Annotated in this window: 24 protein-coding genes; 20 read left to right on the forward strand and 4 right to left on the reverse strand. The window is 42.2% G+C overall.

The window, feature by feature from the left end; all coding sequences use genetic code 11:
* Nucleotides 1-7: 7 nt before the first annotated feature.
* Entirely contained in the window at nt 8-760 is a 753-nt protein-coding gene (locus tag CYL31_RS10030) for a DNA topoisomerase I (RefSeq protein WP_212918766.1), read from the reverse strand.
* A 190-nt stretch (nt 761-950) separates the two neighbouring features.
* Between CYL31_RS10030 and topA the strand changes: the two genes are divergently transcribed.
* The 3 genes from topA to CYL31_RS10045 are packed head-to-tail and all read left to right on the forward strand — an operon-like array spanning nt 951 to nt 4,314.
* Complete coding sequence (topA, locus tag CYL31_RS10035; protein WP_212918767.1) at nt 951-3,578, forward strand: type I DNA topoisomerase; 2,628 nt, start codon at nt 951-953, stop codon at nt 3,576-3,578.
* Entirely contained in the window at nt 3,575-4,045 is a 471-nt protein-coding gene (locus tag CYL31_RS10040; protein ID WP_212918768.1) for a DUF6586 family protein, read from the forward strand. Before topA ends, CYL31_RS10040 begins: the two co-directional genes overlap by 4 nt.
* Before the next feature lie 2 nt (nt 4,046-4,047).
* Nucleotides 4,048-4,314, forward strand: coding sequence for a hypothetical protein (locus CYL31_RS10045; protein ID WP_212918769.1), 267 nt, complete (start codon nt 4,048-4,050; stop codon nt 4,312-4,314).
* Between the two features lie 104 nt (nt 4,315-4,418).
* On the opposite strand, the gene lexA is transcribed toward CYL31_RS10045, so the two are convergent.
* Nucleotides 4,419-5,042 (reverse strand): transcriptional repressor LexA, encoded by a 624-nt coding sequence (gene lexA, locus CYL31_RS10050; RefSeq protein WP_212918770.1) that lies wholly within the window; start codon nt 5,040-5,042, stop codon nt 4,419-4,421.
* Nucleotides 5,043-5,111: 69 nt separating this feature from the next.
* Between lexA and dinG the strand changes: the two genes are divergently transcribed.
* The 9 genes from dinG (at nt 5,112) to CYL31_RS10095 (ending at nt 14,711) form a co-directional block, all read left to right on the forward strand.
* On the forward strand, nt 5,112-7,235 hold the full coding sequence (dinG, locus tag CYL31_RS10055) for an ATP-dependent DNA helicase DinG (RefSeq protein ID WP_212918771.1): 2,124 nt from the start codon (nt 5,112-5,114) through the stop codon (nt 7,233-7,235).
* 175 nt (nt 7,236-7,410) lie between these two features.
* Nucleotides 7,411-8,769 carry a DEAD/DEAH box helicase gene (locus tag CYL31_RS10060; RefSeq protein ID WP_212918772.1) on the forward strand — a complete coding sequence of 453 codons (1,359 nt, stop codon included), beginning with the start codon at nt 7,411-7,413 and terminating at the stop codon, nt 8,767-8,769.
* Nucleotides 8,770-8,797: 28 nt separating this feature from the next.
* Nucleotides 8,798-10,219, forward strand: a complete 1,422-nt coding sequence (locus CYL31_RS10065) for a protein adenylyltransferase SelO (RefSeq protein WP_212918773.1) — start codon at nt 8,798-8,800, stop codon at nt 10,217-10,219.
* Nucleotides 10,220-10,272: 53 nt separating this feature from the next.
* Nucleotides 10,273-11,301, forward strand: coding sequence for an NAD(P)H-dependent glycerol-3-phosphate dehydrogenase (locus CYL31_RS10070; protein ID WP_212918774.1), 1,029 nt, complete (start codon nt 10,273-10,275; stop codon nt 11,299-11,301).
* Nucleotides 11,294-11,578, forward strand: coding sequence for a DUF4389 domain-containing protein (locus CYL31_RS10075; protein ID WP_212918775.1), 285 nt, complete (start codon nt 11,294-11,296; stop codon nt 11,576-11,578). The genes CYL31_RS10070 and CYL31_RS10075 overlap by 8 nt, the downstream gene beginning before the upstream one ends.
* Nucleotides 11,565-12,044, forward strand: coding sequence for a phosphohistidine phosphatase SixA (gene sixA / locus CYL31_RS10080; RefSeq protein ID WP_212918776.1), 480 nt, complete (start codon nt 11,565-11,567; stop codon nt 12,042-12,044). Before CYL31_RS10075 ends, sixA begins: the two co-directional genes overlap by 14 nt.
* A 39-nt stretch (nt 12,045-12,083) precedes the next feature.
* The gene (locus CYL31_RS10085; protein WP_249411759.1) at nt 12,084-12,947 is read left to right on the forward strand and encodes an alpha/beta fold hydrolase; all 864 of its coding nucleotides are present in this window, start codon (nt 12,084-12,086) and stop codon (nt 12,945-12,947) included.
* 39 nt (nt 12,948-12,986) lie between these two features.
* The gene (locus tag CYL31_RS10090; protein ID WP_212918778.1) at nt 12,987-13,781 is read left to right on the forward strand and encodes a DUF4892 domain-containing protein; all 795 of its coding nucleotides are present in this window, start codon (nt 12,987-12,989) and stop codon (nt 13,779-13,781) included.
* Between the two features lie 15 nt (nt 13,782-13,796).
* Nucleotides 13,797-14,711 carry a patatin-like phospholipase family protein gene (locus CYL31_RS10095; RefSeq protein ID WP_212918886.1) on the forward strand — a complete coding sequence of 305 codons (915 nt, stop codon included), beginning with the start codon at nt 13,797-13,799 and terminating at the stop codon, nt 14,709-14,711.
* A gap of 9 nt (nt 14,712-14,720) precedes the next feature.
* On the opposite strand, the gene CYL31_RS10100 is transcribed toward CYL31_RS10095, so the two are convergent.
* The gene (locus CYL31_RS10100; RefSeq protein WP_212918779.1) at nt 14,721-15,323 is read right to left on the reverse strand and encodes a Maf family protein; all 603 of its coding nucleotides are present in this window, start codon (nt 15,321-15,323) and stop codon (nt 14,721-14,723) included.
* Nucleotides 15,324-15,460: 137 nt separating this feature from the next.
* On the opposite strand from CYL31_RS10100, the gene CYL31_RS10105 reads away from it, so the two are divergent.
* The 7 genes from CYL31_RS10105 (at nt 15,461) to fabF (ending at nt 20,608) form a co-directional block, all read left to right on the forward strand.
* The gene (locus CYL31_RS10105) at nt 15,461-15,982 is read left to right on the forward strand and encodes a YceD family protein (protein ID WP_212918780.1); all 522 of its coding nucleotides are present in this window, start codon (nt 15,461-15,463) and stop codon (nt 15,980-15,982) included.
* Nucleotides 15,983-16,000: 18 nt separating this feature from the next.
* Nucleotides 16,001-16,180, forward strand: a complete 180-nt coding sequence (gene rpmF / locus CYL31_RS10110; protein ID WP_072839128.1) for a 50S ribosomal protein L32 — start codon at nt 16,001-16,003, stop codon at nt 16,178-16,180.
* An 11-nt stretch (nt 16,181-16,191) separates the two neighbouring features.
* Nucleotides 16,192-17,127: a fatty acid synthesis protein gene (locus CYL31_RS10115; protein WP_212918781.1), complete on the forward strand. Its 936-nt coding sequence runs from the start codon at nt 16,192-16,194 to the stop codon at nt 17,125-17,127.
* Between the two features lie 21 nt (nt 17,128-17,148).
* Complete coding sequence (gene fabD / locus CYL31_RS10120; RefSeq protein WP_212918782.1) at nt 17,149-18,072, forward strand: ACP S-malonyltransferase; 924 nt, start codon at nt 17,149-17,151, stop codon at nt 18,070-18,072.
* An 87-nt stretch (nt 18,073-18,159) separates the two neighbouring features.
* A complete protein-coding gene (gene fabG / locus CYL31_RS10125) occupies nt 18,160-18,894 on the forward strand; it encodes a 3-oxoacyl-ACP reductase FabG (protein ID WP_212918783.1) in 735 nt (244 codons plus the stop codon).
* 133 nt (nt 18,895-19,027) lie between these two features.
* Nucleotides 19,028-19,261 (forward strand): acyl carrier protein, encoded by a 234-nt coding sequence (gene acpP, locus CYL31_RS10130; RefSeq protein ID WP_012069834.1) that lies wholly within the window; start codon nt 19,028-19,030, stop codon nt 19,259-19,261.
* A 105-nt stretch (nt 19,262-19,366) separates the two neighbouring features.
* Entirely contained in the window at nt 19,367-20,608 is a 1,242-nt protein-coding gene (gene fabF / locus CYL31_RS10135; RefSeq protein WP_212918784.1) for a beta-ketoacyl-ACP synthase II, read from the forward strand.
* A gap of 47 nt (nt 20,609-20,655) precedes the next feature.
* Here fabF and CYL31_RS10140 read toward each other — a convergent pair whose 3' ends face one another.
* Entirely contained in the window at nt 20,656-21,063 is a 408-nt protein-coding gene (locus CYL31_RS10140; protein WP_212918785.1) for a PA2817 family protein, read from the reverse strand.
* Between the two features lie 61 nt (nt 21,064-21,124).
* On the opposite strand from CYL31_RS10140, the gene CYL31_RS10145 reads away from it, so the two are divergent.
* Entirely contained in the window at nt 21,125-22,039 is a 915-nt protein-coding gene (locus tag CYL31_RS10145) for an ABC transporter ATP-binding protein (protein ID WP_212918786.1), read from the forward strand.
* Nucleotide 22,040 lies beyond the last annotated feature (1 nt).

A 22,040-nucleotide genomic window follows, 5' to 3' on the forward strand; every position in this document is an offset into this window, starting at 1 on the left:
GAAAGGCTTAAGAGTTCTTAGGGATTTCTAAGTTTTGAAGGAGTTCGCTCAATACGTCTTCTGGGTTGTCGCTGTCTTTCATTGCTTCAATTTTAGGTGACAGTATTTGTTTCATTCGATCTGTTACGAAGTTTTTGAGAGTATTTTTTTCTGGTCGTTCTGTTGCGTCTGATTTAATGTGTGACAATATTACGCCATACAGGGTTTGTGCAACGCGCATATCTCCGCTGGCAAAGTTTTTATTTGCTTGAACCATTTGGCGGTTTAGTTGAATCCACAAATTGAGCCAGCGAAGATATTCATAACAGGCTTGATAGTGTGTGTTACTTATACGTCCTTTGCGACGTAAATAAAGTAACATTTTAGCCAGTTTCGTAAGGCGTTCTTTATAATTTGTTTTTTCTTGGAAGCTAAAAAGATCGGGCTCTGGGTTAAATTCAATCGGATCGTTATCTCGACCTTCTTCGGCGGTTGCAATGCGTACTTCGATCTTTTCAGGATCATCAGAATATTGCAGAAGCTCTCGAAGTGTGTCTAGATAGAAATCATAAAGCACATCGGTGGCAATGGTATCGGTATTAATATCCTTTAAACCGCGGATATGTTGCTCAACGCGATCCGCACGATTCGATAGTTGCAATTGTTTTACGCGTCTTTCAGTAATTTCTTTTTCTTTTTGATGTGCGCGTGATCCAATGACCACAGACAAAAGTACAATAATGATCAAAATTGCAATTGTTAATATTTGAAGGGTAGCCATGATTGTCCTTAAGCAACGAATTCAGTATGTTAAATAAGAAATACTAAGTTCAGCAAGATTTAATATGTGAAACAATACAGGGATCGCTTGTCATATAAAAGGTGTTTGCTTAATATCAGCGCCCCTAGAGATTAAACTTCGTGCAACGTGGATTTGCAGACCTACTTTATTAAAAGGCTTACACAGTTCAATGGGAAAATCACTGGTTATCGTGGAATCGCCAGCAAAGGCGAAAACCATCAACAAATACCTAGGTAACGACTTTATTGTCAAATCGAGTGTGGGACACATTCGTGACTTACCTTCAGGTACAACTGCCACCTCTACGCCTCAAGAGCGTGCAAAGCAAGCTGCTTTGACGCGTAAAATGAGTCCGGAAGAAAAACTTGAGTATAAAAGTAGCAAAGCGCGTAAACAGTTAATTTCTAGAATGGGAGTTGATCCAGAAAGTAACTGGAAGGCTCACTACGAAATTCTGCCGGGTAAAGAAAAGGTTGTTGATGAATTAAAGCGTTTGGCAAAAAATGCTGACACCATCTATCTCGCAACCGATTTGGATAGAGAGGGAGAGGCAATAGCATGGCATCTTCGTGAAGCCATTGGTGGTGATGATAGCCGCTACAAGCGAGTGGTATTTAACGAAATTACAAAAAAAGCCATCAAAGCAGCATTTGAAACACCATCTGAATTAGATATGGATCGGGTGAATGCTCAACAAGCTCGTCGTTTCTTAGACCGAGTGGTTGGCTTTATGGTGTCACCGCTACTTTGGTCAAAAGTGGCGAGAGGTTTATCAGCTGGCCGAGTTCAATCGGTTGCTGTGCGATTAATTGTCGAGCGCGAAAAAGAGATTCGTGCGTTTATTCCTGATGAGTTCTGGGAATTGGATGCAATGCTTGCGACGCCATCGAAAGAAGTTATTAAATTCGAGGCTGCAAAATACCAAGATAAAGAATATCGACCCGTTAACAAAGCGCAATCTGATGAGCATGTTGCTCGTTTAAATGATGCGAAATACCTAGTTAGTAGTCGAGAGGACAAGCCAACAAGCAGCAAGCCATCTGCGCCGTTCATTACTTCTACGTTACAACAAGCGGCAAGCACTCGCTTGGGCTATGGTGTTAAGAAGACCATGATGCTTGCTCAGCGCCTGTATGAAGGTGGTTATATCACTTACATGCGTACTGACTCGACCAATTTAAGTGTTGATGCGGTAGAGGCGTTGAGAGGCTATATTCTTTCCAACTTTGGTGAGGCTTATTTACCAGCTGATCCTATTCGTTACAGTAGCAAAGAAGGCGCTCAAGAAGCGCATGAAGCCATTCGGCCTTCTGATGTGAATGTGCGTGTGGATGATTTACTTGGCATGGAAAAAGACGCGCATCGCTTGTACGATCTGATTCGTAGCCAATTTATGGCCTGCCAAATGACGCCTGCGGAATACACCTCTACAACTATTACTGTGACCAGTGGTGAATACGAGTTTAAAGCCAAGGGACGTATTTTGCGCTTTGATGGTTATACTCGCGCTATGCAGACGGTTGCTAAAAAAGGCGAAGATAATATTTTGCCAGACGTGGGGCAGGGTGAATATCTGGCGCTTAAAGAGTTATTGCCTGAGCAGCATTTTACTAAACCTGTAGCACGTTTTAGTGAAGCAAGTTTGGTTAAAGAGCTTGAAAAGCGCGGAATTGGCCGCCCATCAACTTATGCCTCTATCATTTCTACGATCCAAGATCGTGGTTATGTGCGTGTTGAAAATCGTCGTTTTTATGCTGAAAAAATGGGTGATATCGTTACTGAGCGCTTGGTCGATAGCTTTAATTCTTTGATGAATTTCAGTTTTACGGCTCAAATGGAAGAGCAGCTAGATGATATTGCTCAAGGTAATAAAGATTGGATTAAAACGCTTAATGCGTTTTATAAAGATTTTAGCTCGGTGTTAGCTAAAGCAGAATCGCCAGAAGGCGGCATGATGCTAAATGAGCCAACGCCAACAGACATAGAATGCCCAACCTGCTCTCGACCAATGCAGATCCGTACTGCGAGTACAGGTGTGTTCATGTCTTGTTCTGGTTATGCCTTGCCTCCAAAAGAGCGTTGCAAAGCAACCATCAACTTGACTCGTGGTGATGAAGCGATTGCCGTAGATGATGAAGAAGGCGAATCTAAAGCGCTTATTAATAAGCATCGATGCAAAATTTGTGGCTCGGCCATGGATAGCTATTTAATGGATGAGCATCGTAAACTTCATGTTTGTGGTAATAATCCGGCTTGTTCTGGTTACGAAGTAGAAACTGGTGTCTTTAAAATTAAAGGCTATGATGGCCCGACTCTTGAGTGCGATAAGTGTGGATCAGAAATGCAGCTTAAAACTGGCCGTTTTGGTAAGTACTTTGGCTGTACTAACGATGAGTGTAAAAATACTCGTAAGTTACTGAAGAGTGGTGAAGCTGCGCCACCGAAGATGGATCCAGTACCAATGCCCGATCTTGCTTGTCAAAAAGTAGAAGATCACTATGTGCTTCGTGACGGTGCAACGGGTTTGTTTTTGGCGGCAAGTCAATTTCCACGTAAACGCGAAACTCGTGCACCGTTGGTTGAAGAATTGCTCCCATACATGGATCAAATAGATCCTAAGTATCATTTTTTTGCAAAAGCGCCTAAAAAAGATTCTGAAGGTCGCCCAGCCATCATTCGATATAGCCGTAAGACGAAAGAGCAATATGTCATGACGGAAGAAGAAGGCAAGCCAACAGGTTGGAAGGCATTTTATGTTGGCTCTAAATGGGTGATTGAGGAAGGTAAGAAAAAATGAGCGGAGCCAGTTTAGCTAGCTTAACCAATCAAAAACTCGATACGGCAAGACGCTTTATTAAGCAGAGTCAAGACAGTGATGAGGCATGGTTAAAAGTCGGGCTGGAAAGCTCGGCTATTTTTCAGTTAAGAAGTGCTCTTAATGGTTTGCTGAAAGAAGTCACTGCCGCTTATTCGTTATCTGGGTCGCTGGATGTTGTTAAGTTATTGGTTGAGTCAGAAGATAAGCAAATTGTTATTCCTGTATTGGCAGAGTTGGCGGACTTGTCTTCGCGAACAGATTCCTGGTGTTCTCAGTTGAATCAAGCGTATTTGGTTCAGTTTGAATGCCGTTCTTCTATGTCATCAGTGGTACAAAGTGACAATCTGATTGGCCGTGGAAGTGATGCGGGTGCGTCTGTGAGTTTCTATTTGACCAAGTTGGTCGAATTGGTATTACGTTTTAGAGAAGAGTCATCAGAGTATTGAATATGAAAGAGTCCTACCTAGAAATTGTTGAGCTGGATAATGGCGATATTGTGCTGCGTCCAGCCAGTGAAGATGGTGAGGAAACCGTTCCATTAGCAACATTGCAGATTTCAGATGATACTCGATCTTATTTAAAAGACCGTTACTTTGAGTTGGCAAAATGTATGTTCCATGCGGGCATTGATTTTGTATATTCAGATGATTCGTTTTTTGATGAAGATTCAGAGTATATTGATGACGAAGATTTCCGTCCTAAGATTTTGCACTAAATCATCTTTGATGATGTCGATGGAATGAAGTATGAACTGAAATAAAAAAGCGAAGCCTAAGCTTCGCTTTTTTATTTACAAGGTGCGGATTTGGAGGGTCTTACTTAAAGCCCTTGACGAATCACACCAACAGATAAACCTTCAATGGCGAACTCTTCGCTTTCAAGGTCGACAATGATGTCGTTGAATTCTTCATTCTCTGGAATTAGTCGAACGATACTGCCTTTTTGCTCGAAGCGTTTAACCGTTACTTCGTCACCAATACGGGCCACGACAATTTGGCCGTTGCGCACTGTGGTGGTTTTATGGACGGCTAATAGGTCTCCTTCCATGATTCCGATGTCTTTCATGCTGGTTCCCGAGACAGACAAGAAGTAATCGGCTTGTGGAGAGAACATGTTTGCAGGGATGTTCACATGGGAAGCAATGTTTTCCTGAGCTAAAATAGGGTAACCTGCAGCGACTTTGCCGATAACAGGTAAGCCAAGGTCCGCTGTTGGGTCGTCATTTGAAGCACGATCAATTAAGCGTATTCCCCTTGATGCGCCAGACAGCATCTCTATTGCACCTTTTTTACTTAAGGCCTTTAGATGCTCTTCGGCGGCGTTAGGAGATTTAAACCCAAGCCGGCGCGCTATTTCTGCTCTAGTCGGTGGAAAACCTGTTTCACTAATAAATTCGCGAATGGTTTCTAGTACGTCAGATTGTCTTTTGGTTAATTTAATCATAGGTTATCTGGTTGTTTATACAGTTACTGTTATTATATACAGCATTCCTAACTATACTCAATGATATAAATGCTTTCAGACGAACTAAAAAAACAGATTCAACTTGCATACCGAGCATCTTTAGATGCGAAGTCCCATAAACCAAGGGCTGGACAGCGCCAGATGATTGGTGCGATCGCTCGAACCTTGGGTAACATTAAGCAAGGCTCGGAAGGTGAGCGCCTTGAAGAGAAGCATGTTGCCGTTATCGAGGCTGGAACAGGCACGGGTAAAACCTTGTCTTATTGTCTTGCGGCGATTCCTATCGCAAAAGCCCGTGGTCTCAAATTAATTATTTCTACTGCAACTGTGGCGCTTCAAGAGCAGATTTTGCATAAAGAATTGCCTGATTTGCTTGAGCATACAGAGCTGACTTTTAAATACACTCTTGCGAAAGGGCGAGGGCGTTATTTATGCTTGAATAATCTTGAGGGGTTTCTGAGCTCAGAAGAGCAGTCAATGGACGATATGTTTGCTGGGCTTTTTGAGCAACATCTACATTCAGATGATATCAATACGGTTCTATATCAAGAAATGGACGCAGCTTTGCAAAAAGGCGATTGGGACGGTGATAAAGATAATTGGGCTGGCATCGTTCGAGATCAAGATTGGCGTCGCTTAACCACAGATCATCAGCAATGCACCAATCGTAATTGTGCTAATTATTCGGCTTGTCCATTTTTTAAAGCGCGTGCTGAGATTGAAGTGGCCGATGTGATCGTTGCCAACCACGATTTGGTGTTGGCTGATTTGTCATTGGGCGGCGGTGCAATACTGACACCACCAAAAGAAACCATCTATGTTTTTGATGAGGGTCATCATCTTCCTGATAAAGCGATAGGGCACTTTCGTCATGAAGTTCGTTTGCAGCAAAGCATTACTTGGTTGCGTCAGTTGGAAAAAAATCTGGTTAATTTGAAGCAAGAGCTAACAGACGATGTTAGTTTAACGGGGCAGTTATTATTAAAAATCCCTCAGCAAATCCAAAGCATTGTTAACTTCATCCAATACGCACAGCAAGGTTTAGCTCCTTATATTCAGGGCTTGGGCTTGGACCAAGAAAATAATCAACACCGATTTGAATTCGGTCAGATTCCAGATGAGCTGCGTCAGTTGTCTTATAGTTTGCAAACGTCTTATCAAAAATTATTCAACAATATTGAAAGCATCCAAGACGAATGTAAAAAGACTAAGCAAAATGAAGGGATGGGCGTGACACCTGAAACAGCGGAAACTTGGCAACCAATTTTGGGTGTCATTCTTGGTCGTTTAGAACAATGCATTGGGCTATGGCGTTTGTATTCTACCGTTGATGATCAGAACTACCCTCCTAATGCTCGTTGGTTGGTGTTATCTGGTCAAGGGATGGAGCAAGATATTGAACTCGGTGGTTCTCCTATTCTTGCGGCGAACACATTAAAGCAGCAATTGTGGGATAAATGTTTCGGTGCTGTTGTTACGTCTGCTACGTTGACGGCGTTGAATCAATTTCATCGTTTTAATATGCGCTCAGGTGTGCCTCGCGAGAGCGAATATCTGCGCGTTATTAGTCCGTTTAATTTTCAAGAAAATGGTCTTTTAGTGGTTCCAGATATGGAGAATGAACCTAATAGAGTAGAGCAACATACCGCCGAAATTGTTGCTTATTTAGATAAGCATGTTAATACGGAAAAGGGCAGTTTGGTGTTGTTTTCGTCTCGACGTCAGATGGAAGAAGTGGCTCAGTCTGTGTCTGCTGGTTTGCAAGAAATACTCTTGATGCAAGGTGAGCAATCTAAACGAGTTATTTTAGATTCGCATAAGTCTCGTATCGATGACGGAAAGGGGAGTTTGCTGCTAGGTTTAGCCAGCTTTGCCGAAGGTGTGGATTTGCCAGGTGATTATTTGACCTGCGTGTATATCGCCAAGATTCCTTTTGCGGTACCAGATGATCCCGTTGAAGCGACACTCGCTGAATGGATTCAGAAGCGTGGTGGTAATCCATTTATGGAGATAACCATACCGGATGCCTCTTTACGCTTAGTGCAGGCGACTGGACGGTTACTGAGAAGCGAGAAAGACACGGGTGAAATACATATTTTGGACAAGCGCTTGCGGACTAAACGTTATGGTTTGCAGTTAATTAATAGCTTGCCGCCGTATAACTATCAGTAGCTTTGGAAGGTGCAAATAACAGATTTTTATCCACATGCTGAGATAAGATGTCTTATTCGTACCTTCTCTAGGTTCAACAAAGCGTAAGCAAGGGGTGATAAAGCTTTACCAATTAGGTACACTCCTTGCAAAGATTATTAACCTCAAAACACAATAGAAGCGTATAGATTCCAATATGGAAAACCAAACTCAAGAAGCACCATCAGAAACCACAGCAAAACCAAAACGTACACGTCGCCCAAATAAGCGTCCAAGAAATAATGATGATAGTCCTGCAAGTGTTCAAGCTAATACACAAGTAAGTAATGAGACAAAGCCTGCAGGGAATGCAAACTCTAAAATTTGGTCCATAGAAGATTTTCCTGTTGCTGATGTTGAAGGCAAGATGCGCTTCCACGACTTAAATCTTCCTGATCGAGTGATTAAGTCTATTGCTGAAATGGGGTTTGAATATTGCAGTGAAATCCAAGCTGAAACCTTGCCAATGACATTATTAGGTTATGACATTATTGGTCAGGCTCAAACCGGTACAGGTAAAACAGCTGCTTTCTTAATTGCGATGATCAGTGATTTTCTTGATTATCCTCTTGAAGAAAAACGAGCGAATAATTTTGCACGTGGTCTGATTATCGCACCAACTCGTGAATTGGCGATACAAATCGCTGACGAGGCAGTCAAGCTAACGTCGAACTGTCATTTGAATGTTGTGACTTTAGTTGGCGGCTTGAGTTATGAAAAACAAAAGATCGCATTAGAAACTGAAAATGTTGATATTTTGGTTGCCACACCGGGTCGTTTGTTAGATTTTGCCCGCAGTCGCAAAGTGCAACTGGGTAAAGTGGAGTGCTTGGTGTTAGATGAAGCTGACCGCATGTTGTCTATGGGTTTTATTCCAGATGTAAAAAGCATTATTCGTATGACTCCGCATAAAGAAATAAGACAGACGATGTTGTTTAGTGCGACTTTTCCGAAAGATATTCAAGCACTGGCACAACAATGGACTTACTTCCCTAAAGAAGTGTCTGTTGTCCCAAAAGAAGCGACAAACCAAAATATTGATCAGGTTATTTATACTGTAGAAGCAGATCAGAAATGGCCAGTATTGCAACAGTTGATCGAAAAAAATGGCGGCCAACGCACTATTATTTTTGCTAACCGCCGTGATGAAACTCGTGATCTTTATGAGCGTTTACGCAAAGCTAATATTAATTGTGCGATATTGTCTGGCGAAGTTGCGCAAGATAAACGTGTGAAAACCTTGGCAAACTTCAAAGAAGGTATTATCCAAGTTCTTGTGGCAACGGACGTTGCTGGACGTGGTATACACGTAGACAACGTTGAATTAGTTGTAAACTATTCGTTACCTGAAGACCCAGAAGATTATGTGCATCGTATCGGCCGTACTGGTCGTGGTGGTGAAACGGGTAAATCTGTGAGTTTTGCCAGTGAAGACGATGCTTTCATGATTCCTGAAATCGAAAGAGTCGTTGGTGAGAGCATCCGCTGTGAGTACATGGTTGATACATCTCTATAAATATCGCTTAATTTTTAAGTGAGATAAGATGAATTTAGAACACCATTTTGCAAGTTTGGGTGAGGCATTTTCTTCGAAAACCCTTATCCAGCCACTTCTAGAGCAGCGATTGGTTGAATTTAACCAATCGCTCGCTACTTTTCTGTCTATTAATATTAAGTCTACCGAAACTAAACGCCTTTTGAGTGGCGAAGAGACTTTGCCTTCTAGCATAAGTATGGTCTACGCGGGTCACCAGTTTGGTGGCTTTTCACCTCAATTGGGTGATGGCCGTGGTGTATTGTTGGGGGAAGTTCGTGGTCAAGATGGCCTTTTGTATGATTTGCATATGAAAGGAGCTGGGCCTACGCCTTATTCTCGACGCGGGGATGGTCGGGCTGTTTTGCGTTCTTGCATTCGTGAGTATTTGGCCAGTGAGGCAATGACTGCTCTATCGGTGCCTTCTTCTCGTGCTTTGGCGCTTTATGACAGCCGAGAAGCAGTGTATCGAGAAACGCCAGAGGCCGGGGCTATGCTGCTTAGGGTTGCACAAGGGCATATCCGATTTGGCCACTTCGAATACTTTTTTTATCAAGGTAAGCAAGTGGAACTGGATCAGTTGATTGAATATTGTCTTAAGCACTATTATCCAGACTGTTTAACGGCAGACTCTCCTTTAGAAAACATGTTAATTGAAGTGGTAAAACGTACCGCAAGAATGATTGCTAAATGGCAAGCTGTGGGTTTTCAACATGGCGTTATGAACACAGATAATTTTTCTTTTACTGGTGAGACGATTGATTATGGTCCTTATGGCTTTATGGAAGACTATGAGCCAGATTGGATTTGTAATCATTCAGATCATGAGGGGCGTTATGCTTTTTCTCGTCAGCCAGGTGTGGGTTTATGGAATCTCAATTGCTTGATGCGGTGTTTTTCAAAGCATCTTGAGCGCGATCAGCTTATCGCTATTTTGCAATGTTATGAGCCAGAATTGCAGACTCATTATGATTCATTGATGATGAGAAAAATGGGATTAACCTCTACGCAAGATGTGCATGAATTATTGCCAGCGTTGTTTACAATATTAGCCGCTGAAAAAATGGATTACACCGTGTTTTTTCGTTTATTAAGTCACTATGAACAAGGCGAATTCGCATTCTTACTGGATGAAGTAATTGATCGAGAGCGGCTGTTGGCTTGGCTTGAGCGTTATGAATCTGCGCGAATGAAAAGTGATGTGGAATGGGCTCAAGTGAGTGCTTCCATGTTGTCAGTAAATCCGAAGTTTATTCTAAGGAATTATTTGGCTCATGATGCGATTCTTGCCGCAGAGCAAGGGGACTATTTGCCCTTCCGCCATTTATTGAACGTGCTTACCCATCCATTCGATGAGCATACGGAGTCTGATGCGTTGGCGCAAAGGGCGCCAGAGTGGGGTAAGTCATTAGAAGTGAGTTGTTCGTCTTAGTGTTGTTCGTTTTTATATAGTCAGACGATATTTTTTAAAGAGAAACGGTCATTATGAAGCATTCTGTGTGTGTATTAGGTGGTGGTAGTTTTGGTACTGCCTTGGCAAATATTATGGCCAAAAATGGCCATCAAGTTAGCCAGTGGATGCGTAATGAAGAGCAGGTTGAGGAAATCAATCTGACAGGGCTGAATAGTCGTTATTTGCCTAATGCTCCTTTGCATCGTGAGTTATTGGCGACAAGTAATCTAGAACAAGCAATACGCGATAGTGATACGATTTTTGTATCAATTCCTTCTAAATCGTTTGAACAGGTTGTTCAGCGTATTGAGCCTTTATTAACAGCGGATAAAATATTAATTAGCACGACTAAAGGTTTTAATCCAAATCGATTTGAACTTATGAGTGATGTTTTGCGTCGAAACCCTATTACTCAGAAAATTGGCGTATTGAGCGGTCCAAACTTAGCGAAAGAAATCGCGGCAGGGCAGATGACAGGAACGGTAATTGCCAGTGCGGATGACAAAGTTCGTCAGCGAGTTATTGAGCTGTTGAAGTCTCCTACTTTTAGAGTATATGAAAATACCGACAGCACCGGTGTTGAATTGGCTGGAGCGTTGAAGAACATTTATGCGATCGTATGTGGTCTTGCTAAAGCTCTAAATGTTGGCGAAAACACAATGTCGATGATTATGACTCGAAGCTTAGCTGAAATGAGTCGGTTTGCTGTACATTTTGGTGCTAACCCGATGACATTTCTTGGTTTGGCAGGAATGGGAGATTTAATTGCAACTTGTACATCACCTTTGAGTCGAAACTATCGTGTCGGATTTGCTATTGGTTCGGGTCACGACTTAGATGAAGCCATTGGTGGGATTGGTGAGGTCGCGGAAGGGGTTAACACCTTAAAAATGGTGGTGGATGAAGCGCATAAACATGGCTTGTACATGCCTCTTGCGGAAGGTTTATCTAAATTATTATTTGAAGGCGCTAAGCTGGAGTCATTGATTGGTTCGATGATGACTGGCGAGCAAAAATGGGATGTCGAATTTGCGACAAATGAGGGGAATAAGAATGTCTAAGCCAGGTTATGCTGATCAAGGTTTTTGGTTTCGTGTGATTTTTATGCTGCTGTATTGGGTGGTTTTGAATATTACTGTCACTGTATTTGGTGTTTTGCTTGTTTTGGTAAGCTTGGTGAAATTAGGCTCCAAACATGAACCCGTTACATTGTCTTCTTGGTTAAAAAGTGTGACGGCTTTTATTGGTCAAATTTTCTCATTTTTGTCTTTTGAGTCAGAAGAAAAACCTTTTCCATTTCAGCCATGGCCTCAGGTGAATACGGATGAAGAAGCTTAAGCGCCTATATGTCTTGCGCCATGGCAATGCTCAACCATATGGTTATGACCACGATGAGCGTCGTGAGCTAACAGAGCTAGGGGTGGCTGAGGTGAAAACAGTGGCCCGTGCTTATCGTAACAAAAGCGAGATGTTTGATGTGGTTTTTGTCAGTCCCTATATTAGGGCGCAGCAAACAGCAAAAGTTTTTTTGGCTGATCTTGATGTTTCTGTTGAGGTGAAAGATTGTCCTCTAATTACACCAGAAGGCCAAAGTATGGATGTGGCTAATTGGCTAAATGATCAGTCTTATGATTCTATTTTGCTAGTGACTCATCAACCTTTTGCTCATCAGTTTATAGATTTTTTAGTTGATGAGCCCTTGCCTGTTAGTTTTGCGATGACAACAGCGACGTTAGCTTCTGTTGAAGGTGAGTTTTTTGCCGGAGCATGCTGTCAATTTCGTTGGTGTGTTTCACCATCATAAATTATTTAATTGAATTTAATGGGTTGGTTAAAAGCAAATATGGGAAATGAAATCGTTTATAAGCTCGCGCATACTGAAATTGCAGCGCTTCAATGGTTACCTAAAAATACATCAGCGCTTAAAGTGTTGTCGCTGCATGGTTGGCTTGATAATGCGGCCACTTTTTCTAATTTATCTCCTCATTTGTCTGATTTTTCTCATGTTGCGTTAGATCTTGCAGGACATGGTTTGTCTTTACACCGTCCAGCGGGAAGTTTTTATCATTTATGGGATTATGTTTTGGATGTGGTTTCTATTTTGAACCAGTCCAAGCAAAGTGTTTGGTTGATTGGTCATAGTATGGGAGGGGCTGTTGCTATGTTGGTGGCGGCTATTGCTCCTGATAAAGTTCGTGGGCTGATTGTGCTTGATAATATGGGGCCGTTAAGTGGCACACCAGAAGATCGCGTGGTGACGTTGCAGCGAGCGGTTAATAAAATGGCAAAATATCGCTTAGGTAGAGACACCAGCTATCCAACCAAAGAAGGTATGGTGCTTGCTCGTATGGACGGTTTTACTCAGTTATCTAAATCTGCGTCGAAAATGCTAGTGGAGCGTGGTGCAAAGCAGAACGCTGATGGAATTTGGACGTGGCGTCATGATGGTAAATTGACTTTTCCTTCGCCATTTCGGATGGATGAAGAAAGTGTTCAGGCTTTTATGCAAGAAATTAAATGCCCAACTTTGGCTTTGGTCGCTAAAGATGGGATTTATCAAAATGATCATCAGTTAGTGGAAAAGCGTGCGGCTCAATTCCCATGGATAAAGTTGAAATGGCTTGAAGGAAATCACCATTTTCATCTTGAACCAGATACTTGTTTTGCAGTAGCGACTGAGATCCAGCGATTTATTGATCAAAACTAATGCGTAACCCATCCTTAGCTAGGATGAAAGGAAGGTTGTATGGTTAAATTTCGTGTTGTGTTATGTCTATTGGCCACTTTTAGCAGTGTTTCTTTTGCTGGGATTTTAGGGATTGAACCTTATCGAGATGCACAGTTAGTTAAAAGTAATTCTCAGGCTGAACAATTTGTCGAGATTCCTTTAAGTAAAATTCGTCGTGCTGGCAGTGGATGGGAGCCTGAGACAGTTATTCGCTTGAAAGGTGACTATTTCTCTTCACTATACAAAATCAATCGCAATGCACTTTTGTCTGATGTTTATGCTCATTACCGTTCGCAGATGTTAAGTGATGGGCGTAGTGTCTTATTTGAGTGTGATAGTCGTAGTTGTGGTAGTAGCAATGCTTGGGCGAATAATTTCTTTGGCGATTATCTCTTGTATGGTTCGGATCAAAGTCAATTTTTACTTGTGGTGAAGAATAAGCAAGATGTCTATCAGGTCTTGTACCTTAATCGTCGCGGCGCGGGCGATGTTATGGTTCGTTTGGATGAAGTGAAATCTACTGAAGCGAACGACACAGAGTTTGAAATTGTTGCTCAAATGGATGCCCAAGATATTCCTAGAATACGTCGTTTTGTTAATGACTTACCTGCGGGACAAAATGTGGTTGGTTTTGTAACTAGCCAGAAAACAGGAAGTTTAAGTGCAATAGAGAGGGGAGATCAACTTATCTCAACTTTATCCGCGGGGTTAGGGGACCGACTCAAAACCAAGGTTAGGTTTATTAATTTAGCGGATCTGGGGCTTGTGTCTCTTGGTGTTAATCGTATCTCTTTTGTTTATGTGCGTCCTTAGGCGGTAGTAGTGAATATGAAAAAAACGGTTGCTCTTGTTTTGGGAAGTGGCGCAGCGCGTGGTAATGCGCATATCGGTGTGATCCAAGCGTTTGAAGATCGTGGATATGACATAGTGAGTATTTCTGGCTGCTCTATTGGCGCTATTATTGGTGGTGTTTTTGCTGCGGGTAAACTGCCTGAATATCGTGAATGGGCAGAATCATTAGACAGAATAAATGTTATTCGTCTATTGGATATGTCTATATTGAACGGTGGTTATGTAAAAGGTGATCGCTTTTTTGAGAAAATTCAAGAAATGATAGGGGAACCAACTATTGAGTCTCTGCCTATAGCCTACACCTCTGTTGCGGTCGACTTATTGAATCAGAAAGAATTTTGGTTTCAGCGTGGCGATTTGATAAACGCTATGCGAGCATCCTCTGCTATACCGTCTCTAGTGCTGCCTGTTACTCTTAATGGTCAAATGTATGTTGATGGTGGGGTGTTGAACCCTTTGCCTATAATTCCTTCTGTGCCAGCTGGAGCGGATTATATTGTCGCGGTTGATCTTAATGGTCCTGCCGAGCGTGTTATTGATAGCGTCTCTGATAGTGATCCAGAAGGACCTGCTTGGTGGTTGAGCACTAAAGGTTTTTTTGGCAAAAACAAAGATGGATTGGAAGAGAAAGCTAAGTATTCGCCAGAAAGTTGGGGAAGGTTACAGACCATTAATATGATGTTTGAGACTATGCAAGAGTCTCTTACTCAGTATAAGTTAGCTGGCTATCCACCAGATTTACTTATCTCTATACCTAAGGATATCTCTGGCTTCTATGAGTTTTGGCGAGCTAAAGAGTTGGTTGAATTTGGTTATGAAACCGCTTTAAAAGCGATTGATGGTCTTGAGTCGCCAAAGTCTAGCTATTTTTCTTTCCCTAAAGGCTATTAGTGTTTGCTTTTAGCCTATTGGGTTTACGTCTAGCTCTCTAAGTGAGCGACACAAAGAAATAAGCGGTAATCCAATTAAGCTATTTGGGTCATCTCCTTCCATTTTTTCAAAAAGACAAACTCCCAAGCCTTCGCATTTGAAACTGCCAGCGCAATCAAGTGGTTGTTCAAGATAAACGTAGTGAGTTATCTCTTCTGTTGTCAGTGCCCTGAAGTGGACGTGGTATTCACTTAATGAGTACTGATAAGACTGGTCTTGTTGATTAAAAATACAAAGACCGGTTAGAAAACTTACTTTTTTTCCGCTAAAACTAGATAGCTGCTTTATGGCATTCTCTACCGTATGGGGCTTTCCTAAAATTTGGCTATTTAATACTGCAACTTGATCTGATGTTATAATGAGGTCTTCTGAGTCTTGATTATTTTGTTGACGCTCAAGGTTAACGGCATGCGCTTTGGCAATACTAAGGCGTTTGACTAAATCAACAGCGGATTCTCGTAGGCGTGGGCTTTCGTCAATGTTGGGTGAGTGGCATTCAAAAGGGATTCTTAGGCGTTCTAAAAGTGCTTTTCGGTAAGGAGAAGATGAGCCGAGTATGAGTTTTTTTTGCATTGTTTTCTAATCGTTTTATTGGGATGAAAGAGAATTCTACTTTTTTTTGCCTCTAATGGCTTAAAAAAGTGAAAAAAAGTGCTTTAAGAGCAGTTAGACTTTGACAAAATGGGCCCTTAGCAATATTATCCCCCGCCATGTTGAATGATACGTTACCTAAATATTTTGACCCTCGTAAATACGCTAGCTATGAGCAAGCGTTCGAAGGGTACGTGCCCCTTAATGAATTTAAGGAGCTTTGTGCTATATTAGCCTCTGATGAGGGTAATGCTTTTATTCATCTAGACTTTAGAGTTGATGAGGATAGGCGCTATATTGCTACCGGTTCATTAACAGCTCAGGTACAAGTTGTTTGTCAACGTTGTATGGGGGCTGTTTCACATGATCTGGCGTTAGATTTGTCGCTGGGATTCGTTTATGACGAAGATCATGCTAAGAATCTACCGAACAATTACGATCCTGTTGTCATGACCGATGGTGAAGTAATTTTGGCAGACATGGTTGAGCAAGAAATTATACTTGCCCTGCCAATCGTCGCCTATCACGAAGAAAGTGGTTGCAACCCAACAGCTGTAAAGTATGCCTCGTCTACCGATGACGCACCGGATGACGAAAAACCGAATCCATTTAGTATATTGGCCCAATTAAAGGCCAAGTAAAGTTAGGAGCTCCAAAAAATGGCAGTACAAAAAAGTAAAGTAACTCGTTCACGTCGCGGCCAGCGCCGTTCACACGATGCTTTGACTGGTCCAACTCTTTCTGTAGAAAAGACAACTGGTGAACTTCACCGTCGTCACCACATTTCTGCAGATGGTTTTTACCGTGGTCGTCAAGTTATCACCCCTAAAGGTGAGTAACTAAGATACCCATGATCAGGGTAGCTTTAGACGCTATGGGCGGGGACTTAGGTCCCCGCATTGCATTTGACGGTGCAGTGGAGATTCTTTCTCGCCATCACGATGTCGTCATAACCATCTATTATTCCCCTAATTCCGGTCTTGAACTTCCTGCGCCTCATGAACGTTTATCTCTGATTACTTGCTCTGATGTTATCGATGGTGATGAAGAGATAGTATTATCTTTGTTTCGTCGTCGAAACAGTACACTATATCAGTCTTTAAATGCATTGGCTCAGCAGTCTTCAGATGTCGTTGTGACCTTGGGTAATACGGGAGCTATGGTTGCATTGGCGCGTCACATACTGGGTGTGTTACGTCCTAAATTGTATCCTGCGTTAATAAGAGAACTTTATTCTAATCCGTTGCGTTGTTTGGTGGATTTGGGTGCCAATGTTCATTGTCCGCCATCCATGCTGGTTGGTTTTGCTGAATTAGGTGCGGCGTATATTGAAGCGTTAAGTGACGAGGCGCCACGAGTTGGGCTGCTAAATGTCGGTGTTGAAAGCTCGAAGGGAAGTGCAGTTATCCGAGAAACAGATCGACTTTTGGCTAGTAAAAAATGGCCGGCGTATTTTGGTTATGCTGAAGGTACTGAGTTGTTTGATGGCGATAAAAACGTCATTGTTTGTGATGGTATGGTTGGGAATGCTGTGCTAAAAGCGTCAGAAGGGCTTTTGTCTTTTATGATGAGTAAGTTTAAAGGGGTGGATGGTGTGTCATCCTTATTTGAGACTTTTTACCAAACTGAACGCAGGCATGGCGCTTGTTTAGTTGGAGTGCGTGGCAATTTGGTAAAAGGTCATGGTAGTTCAGATTTGTCTGCTATGATCGGTGCAATTGAGTATGGAATTGATATTGCGCGAGCAGATTTATATTCTGCGATAGAAGCGCGTCTTTGTAGTTAGGCTTTATAGCTAGGAGATTAAATGAGCACTAAATTAGCTTTTGTTTTTCCGGGTCAAGGTTCTCAGCAGTTGGGGATGTTGGCTGATTTGGCGGAAAAACACGATATAATAAAGCAAACTTTCGCCGAAGCATCTGATGTTCTTGGTTATGATTTATGGGATCTTGTGCAAAATGATGCTGAGAGACTTAGTCAAACGGATAAAACGCAACCCGCTTTGTTGACGGCTAGTGTTGCTTTATGGCGCCTTTGGGAGCAGCAAGGCGGTGATAAGCCTGCGTATGTTGCAGGTCATAGTCTTGGTGAGTATTCTGCTTTGGTTTGTGCTGGTGTGATTGCTTTCACTGACGCGGTAGAACTTGTTAAGTTGCGTGGTGAATACATGCAGCAAGCTGTTCCTGCAGGTGAAGGTGCTATGGCTGCCATCATCGGTCTTGATGATGACAAAGTGGTTGCTGCGTGCGTGGCGGCTCCAGGTATTGTTAGTGCGGTTAACTTTAACTCGCCTGGTCAAGTGGTTATTGCAGGTCATGTAGCGGCGGTAGAAGCTGCGATGGTAAATGCAAAAGAAGCGGGTGCTAAGCGTGCTTTGCCTTTACCAGTGAGTGTTCCGTCTCATTGTGAGCTTATGATTTCAGCGGGTGCTAAGTTGGCTGAAAAGCTTGAGACGATTATATTTAATTCGCCTTCTTGTACTTTGGTGCAGAATGTTACGGCTCAAGCAGTTTCTGACCCTTCTGTAATTAAGGCAAACTTGGTTACTCAATTGAGCGAGCCAGTTTTGTGGACGCAATCTGTTATATTGCTTTCCGAGTTAGGTGTAACTTCGACGGTAGAATGTGGGCCTGGTAAAGTGCTTAGTGGTCTTAATAAGCGCATCGTTAAAGGCTTGGAGGTTTCTTCTCTGGGTGATTTGGCTGGGTTTGAAGCGGCTTTATCTGCGTAATAGAATTTTATTATAGGTACTACAAGTGCATGGTTCGTAACAAACGATCCGAAATGCATTTTTTGAAATAGATTGTTGGAGGCAAGCATGAGTCTTGAAGGAAAAATTGCTCTGGTAACTGGAGCTACTCGCGGCATTGGTAAAGCGATTGCTGTTGCTTTAGTTGAGCAGGGTGCAACCGTTATTGGTACGGCAACTAGCGAGTCTGGTGCGCAAAGTATTACTGAGTATTTGGGTGCTAATGGTAAAGGCTGGGTACTTGATGTGTCATCAAGTGAGTCAGTTGATGCGGTAATTAAAGAAATTACTGCGGAATTTGGTGCACCAACGGTTCTTGTTAACAATGCCGGCATTACTCGTGATAATTTAATGATGCGAATGAAAGAAGATGAGTGGGATCAAGTGATCAACACCAATTTAACTTCTGTTTTTCGTGTTACAAAAGCTTGCTTACGCGGCATGACTAAAGCAAAATTCGGTCGTGTCATTAGTATTAGCTCTGTTGTTGGTTCTATGGGCAATGGCGGACAAACCAATTACTCTGCAGCAAAAGCTGGACTAGAAGGTTTTAGTCGTTCTTTGGCGGCAGAGATTGCGTCTCGTGGTATCACTGTAAATTGTGTTGCTCCAGGATTCATTGAAACAGATATGACTAAAGTGTTGCCTGAAGAGCACAAGGCCAAATTGGTCGAAAAAGTGCCTTCATCACGCCTTGGTCAACCAGAAGAAATTGCGGCAGCAGTCGCATTTTTGGCGTCTAATGGCGCTGCTTACATCACCGGCGAGACATTACATGTCAATGGCGGTATGTATATGTCGTAATTTGAGTTGAATTTTATATTTAATTCAACGAAAATACGTCTCCGGTTCATGTCGAGAATCACACTTTTTTTGGTGATCGAATTTTTATAATATGCTCACACTGAGCTGTTAATGAGTAGAGTAGGAACTTCTAATGAGTAGCATTGAAGAACGCGTTAAGAAAATCGTTTGTGAACAACTAGGTGTTAAAGAAGAGGATGTTGTTGCTTCAGCATCTTTTGTTGATGACCTAGGTGCAGATTCCCTAGATACAGTTGAGCTTGTAATGGCTCTTGAAGAGGAATTTGATACTGAAATTCCTGATGAAGAAGCTGAAAAAATCACTACCGTACAAGCAGCGAACGATTACATCAACGCTAACTTGTAAGATATTGGTGAACTGAGTTTTCCGAAAAGCCGCTTGTATTCTTTACAGCGGCTTTTCTTATTAATAGCTCTTAGAGAATTTAGGGCGAATTGCTGGAGAAATCTTATGTCTCGTCGTCGGGTTGTAGTCACAGGAATGGGAATGGTGACACCCCTTGGCAATAATGTGAAAGATACGTGGGATAATATCTTGGAAGGCAAAAGTGGTGTATCGGAGATCACTTCTTTTGACGCTAGCCAGTTTTCCACCCGTTTTGCAGCGCAAGTAAATGGTTTTGATGCGACTCAGTATATGAGTGTCAAAGAAGCTCGCAAAATGGATCTTTTCATTCAATATGGTATCGCAGCCGCAGTGCAAGCTTTGGATGATGCCAATCTTAATGCCGATACGGCGGATTTAAACCGTGTAGGTTGCGCTATAGGTTCAGGAATTGGTGGTTTGCCAATGATTGAAAAAAACTTAGAGCTGTTGAATGAGTCAGGCCCAAAACGTATTTCTCCTTTTTTTGTTCCAGGCGCGATTATTAATATGATTTCAGGTCATGTTGCAATTCGTTTTGGTTTTAAAGGCCCTAATATTTCTATAGTTACTGCATGCACTACTGGTACGCATAATATTGGTATGGCTGGCCGTATGATTGCTTATGGCGATGCTGACGTAATGATTGCTGGCGGAGCTGAAATGGCCATTACCCCATTAGGTATTGGTGGCTTCGGGGCGGCTAGAGCTTTGTCAACTCGCAATGATGACCACAAAACAGCAAGTCGACCATGGGATAAAGACCGTGATGGTTTTGTTATGGGGGATGGTGCGGGTATTTTAGTGTTAGAAGAATACGAACATGCTGTCGCTCGTGGTGCGAAGATTTATGCCGAACTCGCTGGCTTTGGTATGAGTGATGATGCATATCATATGACAGCACCACCTGAAGGTGGTGAAGGCGCAGCATCTGCGATGAGAGCAGCTTTGAAAGATGCGCATCTCACGCCTTTAGATATTGATTATATTAATGCCCATGGTACATCGACACCTGCCGGTGATCTTGCGGAGACACAGGCTGTAAAAGCTCTTATGGGTGAAGATGCTTCGGATGTTGCTATGAGCTCGACTAAATCGATGATAGGGCATTTGCTTGGTGCTTCTGGGGCAGTCGAGTCAATATTTTCGATACTTTCCATTCGAGATCAGGTTGCACCACCGACGATTAACTTAGAAGAGCCTGGTGAAGGTTGCGATTTAAATTACGTTCCTGGAACGCCTCAAAAACGTAAAATAGACGTTGTTTTGAACAACTCGTTTGGTTTTGGTGGGACGAATGGAACGCTGGTGTTTAAGAAAATATCTTAGGCACTACTGTGTGGACGGATTATTATCCGTCCACCTTAGCTAACTTTTTAATGGATTTGAGTTGGTGTGCCGCGTAATGCACTAATTTCTTTTGATATATCATAGCTTTTATTTTGACTGTCTAGCTCATATAAATGATCTTCTAGCTGTTGATAAAGAGCAATTTCCTCATCACCTAGAAAATGCAGGCATTCGCCACCGATAAACCATAATAGCTCCCTCTTTATTAGTGGGACTAGATTTGCGTAGCATCGTATGAAGCGTGATAATACTTCTTGGGCATCAAAAGTATAATCATGGGTGTTTTCCTGAATATTTTTTATCAGGTCGTCCCACTTTTCTAAGAAGTCTAATTCTTCTTCTGCCAATTCTGGCTGATCAAAAGGTGTGTGTTCTGCGATGCGCTGACGTAAATCAGCAAAAGCGTCAAGTATGTATTGTGTGCGTGATTCCACGTAAAACCCTATTTAATTAAGTAACTATTTAGTCGGCTACTGCCGTACGAGAACTTCAATTATGACATATGCAATCGAAATTAGTGACCTTAAAAAGCGCTATGATAGCGGCTTTGAAGCACTAAAAGGTATCGATTTAAAAGTTGAAAAAGGAGATTTCTTTGCGTTACTCGGCCCAAATGGAGCGGGCAAATCTACGACAATCGGTATTTTATGCTCGTTAGTGAATAAAACATCGGGCAATGTTTCCATTTTTGGTACAAATATTGATAAGGATTTTGCTAAAGCTAAAAAATATTTAGGTGTTGTACCTCAAGAGTTTAATTTTAACGTTTTTGAAACCGTCTTTAATGTGGTGGTAACTCAGGCGGGCTTTTATGGCATTAGTCGCTCCGTAGCAGAAGAGCGAGCGGAAAAATATTTGAAGCAGTTGGATCTTTGGGATAAAAGAAACGATCAATCGAGAATGTTATCTGGTGGTATGAAACGTCGCCTGATGATAGCAAGGGCGTTAATTCATGAGCCTGAAGTGCTTATTCTAGATGAGCCCACTGCAGGGGTTGATATTGAGCTTCGTCGTTCAATGTGGGAATTCATTAAAAAACTTAATGAGCAAGGTACGACAATTATCTTAACCACACATTATTTGGAAGAAGCAGAACAGTTATGCCGCAATATTGCCATTATTAATGCTGGTGAGATTGTTGAAAATACCAGTGTGAAGGCTTTGTTGAAAACACTTAATCAAGAAACCTTTATTTTGGATTTAGATACTAGTCTGCCCAATGGCTGGGCTTTGCCTGGCTTCAGTGTGGTAATGAGTAAAGATGCGAGTACGATCGAAGTTGAAGTGATTAAAGGGCAGTCTATCAACGCTATTTTTCAAGCGCTTGATGCAATTTCCGTTAACGTCGTGAGTATGCGTAACAAGTCTAATCGACTCGAAGAGCTCTTCGTTAAATTAATTAAAGGCTAGA

Origin of the sequence: Marinomonas sp. A3A (assembly GCF_018336955.1) — a bacterium.
Lineage (GTDB): Bacteria > Pseudomonadota > Gammaproteobacteria > Pseudomonadales > Marinomonadaceae > Marinomonas > Marinomonas lutimaris.

Excerpts from the sequence above, each read along its gene's own strand:
- CYL31_RS10030 (WP_212918766.1), bottom strand. The coding sequence starts at position 760 with ATGGCTACCCTTCAAATATTAACAATTGCAATTTTGATCATTATTGTA.
- topA (WP_212918767.1), top strand. The coding sequence starts at position 951 with ATGGGAAAATCACTGGTTATCGTGGAATCGCCAGCAAAGGCGAAAACC.
- CYL31_RS10040 (WP_212918768.1), top strand. The coding sequence starts at position 3,575 with ATGAGCGGAGCCAGTTTAGCTAGCTTAACCAATCAAAAACTCGATACG.
- CYL31_RS10045 (WP_212918769.1), top strand. The coding sequence starts at position 4,048 with ATGAAAGAGTCCTACCTAGAAATTGTTGAGCTGGATAATGGCGATATT.
- lexA (WP_212918770.1), bottom strand. The coding sequence starts at position 5,042 with ATGATTAAATTAACCAAAAGACAATCTGACGTACTAGAAACCATTCGC.
- dinG (WP_212918771.1), top strand. The coding sequence starts at position 5,112 with ATGCTTTCAGACGAACTAAAAAAACAGATTCAACTTGCATACCGAGCA.
- CYL31_RS10060 (WP_212918772.1), top strand. The coding sequence starts at position 7,411 with ATGGAAAACCAAACTCAAGAAGCACCATCAGAAACCACAGCAAAACCA.
- CYL31_RS10065 (WP_212918773.1), top strand. The coding sequence starts at position 8,798 with ATGAATTTAGAACACCATTTTGCAAGTTTGGGTGAGGCATTTTCTTCG.
- CYL31_RS10070 (WP_212918774.1), top strand. The coding sequence starts at position 10,273 with ATGAAGCATTCTGTGTGTGTATTAGGTGGTGGTAGTTTTGGTACTGCC.
- CYL31_RS10075 (WP_212918775.1), top strand. The coding sequence starts at position 11,294 with ATGTCTAAGCCAGGTTATGCTGATCAAGGTTTTTGGTTTCGTGTGATT.
- sixA (WP_212918776.1), top strand. The coding sequence starts at position 11,565 with ATGAAGAAGCTTAAGCGCCTATATGTCTTGCGCCATGGCAATGCTCAA.
- CYL31_RS10085 (WP_249411759.1), top strand. The coding sequence starts at position 12,084 with ATGGGAAATGAAATCGTTTATAAGCTCGCGCATACTGAAATTGCAGCG.
- CYL31_RS10090 (WP_212918778.1), top strand. The coding sequence starts at position 12,987 with ATGGTTAAATTTCGTGTTGTGTTATGTCTATTGGCCACTTTTAGCAGT.
- CYL31_RS10095 (WP_212918886.1), top strand. The coding sequence starts at position 13,797 with ATGAAAAAAACGGTTGCTCTTGTTTTGGGAAGTGGCGCAGCGCGTGGT.
- CYL31_RS10100 (WP_212918779.1), bottom strand. The coding sequence starts at position 15,323 with ATGCAAAAAAAACTCATACTCGGCTCATCTTCTCCTTACCGAAAAGCA.
- CYL31_RS10105 (WP_212918780.1), top strand. The coding sequence starts at position 15,461 with ATGTTGAATGATACGTTACCTAAATATTTTGACCCTCGTAAATACGCT.
- rpmF (WP_072839128.1), top strand. The coding sequence starts at position 16,001 with ATGGCAGTACAAAAAAGTAAAGTAACTCGTTCACGTCGCGGCCAGCGC.
- CYL31_RS10115 (WP_212918781.1), top strand. The coding sequence starts at position 16,192 with ATGATCAGGGTAGCTTTAGACGCTATGGGCGGGGACTTAGGTCCCCGC.
- fabD (WP_212918782.1), top strand. The coding sequence starts at position 17,149 with ATGAGCACTAAATTAGCTTTTGTTTTTCCGGGTCAAGGTTCTCAGCAG.
- fabG (WP_212918783.1), top strand. The coding sequence starts at position 18,160 with ATGAGTCTTGAAGGAAAAATTGCTCTGGTAACTGGAGCTACTCGCGGC.
- acpP (WP_012069834.1), top strand. The coding sequence starts at position 19,028 with ATGAGTAGCATTGAAGAACGCGTTAAGAAAATCGTTTGTGAACAACTA.
- fabF (WP_212918784.1), top strand. The coding sequence starts at position 19,367 with ATGTCTCGTCGTCGGGTTGTAGTCACAGGAATGGGAATGGTGACACCC.
- CYL31_RS10145 (WP_212918786.1), top strand. The coding sequence starts at position 21,125 with ATGACATATGCAATCGAAATTAGTGACCTTAAAAAGCGCTATGATAGC.